The following is a 2,842-nucleotide window of genomic DNA, read 5'->3' as shown; positions in this document are numbered from 1 at the left end:
TGTGTATAAGAGACAGCCCCTCTCCTTCCCACGCCCCGGAGGACCTCATGAGCACCCCCTCCCGACGACCGAGACGGTTGCCGCGCGTCCTGCGCCGATCGATGGACGCCCTGCTGGGTCCCGTGCCCGTGTCACGGGAGCGCGCCATGGCCGTCTCCGAGCGGCTGACCGCCGCCACGTCGCTGACCTCCAGCCTCGAACACCTCACCCACCGCCGGCACACCCGCCCGGGCGGCCTCAACGACTGGGCCATCGCCCGCGACAACCACGCGCCGCAGCACCCGGTGCTGCGCAAGGCCCTCGACCTGATCGCCGACGAACGCACCACCACCGGCCTCCACCTGGCCCGGGTGGCCGCCTCCGTCGGGCTGCTGCTGCCCGGTGACGCCCGGTGGCGCGGTGCCGCCAACCTCTTCCTGGGCCTGAGCAACGCCGCGCTCTACCCCCGCCACCGCTACGGCACCGACGGGGCCGACCAGGCCTCCACGCTCGTGCAGAGCGCCGTCGGGCTGGCGCGGTTGTCGAACGACCCGCGCACCCGGGACGCGCTGCTGTGGTACGTCGCGGCGCAGTCCAACCTGTCGTACCTGGTCTCCGGTTGGGTGAAGCTGCTCGGGAAGGACTGGCGGTCCGGGGCGGCGCTCGGCGGTGTCCTGCGCACCCGCACCTACGGTCAGGAGGACGCCTGGCGGCTCACCCGCCGCTACCCGCGCGCCGCCCGCACCCTGGCCCACGGCGTGCTGGCCCTGGAGTGTCTCTTCCCGATCCTCTATCTGCGGGGCGGGAAACTGGCCAGGCCGATCATCGGCAGCGCCGCCGCCTTCCACGTGGCCAACGGCTTCGTCATGGGGCTGGGGCGCTTCGCGACCTCCTTCACGGCGATGCACCCGATGGTCGCCTACACCAGCACCCCGCGCTCGCACCCGGCCGCCGCCGACCGGGACGACCGGATGCCCGCCGTCGCCGCGCTGGTCCTCGCCGGCGGGGTGGCGGTCGCCGGGGCGGTGGCGGCGGGCCGGCGCCTGCGCGCGGTGGAGCCGTGGCCCGACGGGCGCACCGTCACCACCCGGCACGGCAACGAACTGGCCTACAACGCCCGGTTGGCCGACCGGACCGCACCCGCCGACGCGTCGGCCGGCGGCGCCGGCGGGGTGGAGGGCACCGCCCCCGTGGTGGTCTTCGTCCCGGGACTGGCCTCCACGGCCGAGCACTTCGGGTGGATCACCGAGAAACTGCTGCGCGACAGCGACGTCGACCTGGTGACCTACAGCCGCGCCGGGTACGGCCCCAGTCGTTACCGGGCGAGCGGCCCGTTCGGCCTCGACCAGGCGGTGGACGACCTGGAGGACCTGATCGCCGCCGCCGTGCCCGCCGGCCGTCCGGTGGTCCTGGCCGGTCATTCGCTCGGCGGGGAACTGGCCCGGCGGGTCTCCGTCCGGCTGGGGGACCGGCTGCACGGTGTCGTCTACCTGGACAGCTCCCACCCGGCGGAACTCCTGCGGTCCAAGCAGCAGAGCGACTCCGCCGAGCGGTTGCGCGGCGGTCTGGTGACCTTCCTCAACAGCCTGCGGGCCGGGATGGGCGTGCTGTTGGTCCGCCCCGATTGGGTCGAGTCGCTGCCGGCCGGTTACCGGCGGAAGGTCATGGCCCAGTACGCCGACTCCCGGCTGTGGGAGGCCGGGATGCGGGAGTGGGAGGCCACCGAGCGGGAGTTCCGCGCCTTCGAGGGCGACCTGCCCGGCGCGCCCGGTCACGCCCTGGTGCTCTCCGCCCAGCAGACCGTCGATCGCGACCCCGAACAGCTGTTGATGCACAAGGAGTTGGGTGACGCCCACCGGGCGCCCGGTCGGGTGGTGCGCAACGAGGTCGTCGAGGGCGCCGACCACGACTCCCTGCTCACCTCCGCCCGGCTCGGTACCGAGGTCGGGCGCCGGATCATCGACTTCCTCGCGGAGACCCTCCGCCCCGCCGAGCACGCCGAGCACGCCGAGCACGCCGAGCACGCCGAGCACGCCGAGAATACGGAGAACGCCCGATGACGAACATCGCGATCGCCGGCCGCGCCGCGGGCCGCGCCGTGCGCCGGGTGGTCACCGGCCCCGGCGCCGCCGCCCGGATCGGGGCAGCCCTGGTCCTGGTCGGCACCCTGAGCGCCCAGCACCCCAACCCCTCCTTCGGGCGGATCGCCCGACGGGACACCTTCTCCGCCTTCCTCCCCAACTGGCGGTTCTTCGCGCCCAACCCGGCGCAGCACGACTACCACTTCTTCTACCGCACGCTGAACACGGCGGGGGAGACCTCCGGATGGCGGCCGGTCGAGGTGATCGCCGGTCGTCGGCTCCACCAGATCCTCTGGTTCCCCGGCCGACGCCCGGAGAAGGCGATCTTCGACATCGGGACCGAGCTGCTGATCACCCTCGACAAGGGGTTCGACGCGCTGACCCGGCTGCCGGCGTACCGGATGCTGGTCGGTTTCCTGCGGGACGAGATCGCCCGGGGCGAGGAACGGGGAAGCCGCGACGGGAACCCGGAACACGCCGTCAAGGGCTTCCAGTTCACCCTCGCCCGCGCTGCCGGGTACGACGACTCCGAGGAGCCGGAGGTCATCTTCGTCTCCCCCTACACCCCCATGCGGCCCGGGGCACCGGCAGCCGCGGAACTCAGGGAGGCCGCGTGAACACCACCGTCGTCGTCATCTTCGGCATCTCCATCGTCGTCGCGCTCGCCATCGCGGCGAGGGCCGGCGGCCTGTGGAAGTGAGGCGCGGACTCCCTCCCGCCTCCCTCCGCCACCCCACCCTTCCCGGCACCATCCCCCGCGCCCTCCCCGGCGCCACCCCGTG

The 2,842-nt window shown here is 73.5% G+C and carries 2 protein-coding genes; both read left to right on the top strand.

Annotation, left to right across the window (positions count from 1 at the left end; genetic code table 11):
* On the top strand, nt 1-2,039 hold a 2,039-nt coding region (locus tag FOE67_RS21760), incomplete at its 5' end, for an alpha/beta fold hydrolase (protein ID WP_323385254.1).
* Nucleotides 2,036-2,677, top strand: coding sequence for a hypothetical protein (locus FOE67_RS21755; RefSeq protein ID WP_182666535.1), 642 nt, complete (start codon nt 2,036-2,038; stop codon nt 2,675-2,677). The genes FOE67_RS21760 and FOE67_RS21755, both read left to right, overlap by 4 nt.
* The last annotated feature ends 165 nt before the right edge of the window (nt 2,678-2,842 follow it).

The sequence above is a fragment of the Streptomyces calidiresistens genome (assembly GCF_014141525.1).
Classification (GTDB): Bacteria; Actinomycetota; Actinomycetes; order Streptomycetales; family Streptomycetaceae; genus Streptomyces; species Streptomyces calidiresistens.
The sequence above is the reverse complement of the archived record's forward strand: the minus strand, read 5'-3'. Positions and strand labels throughout refer to the sequence as shown.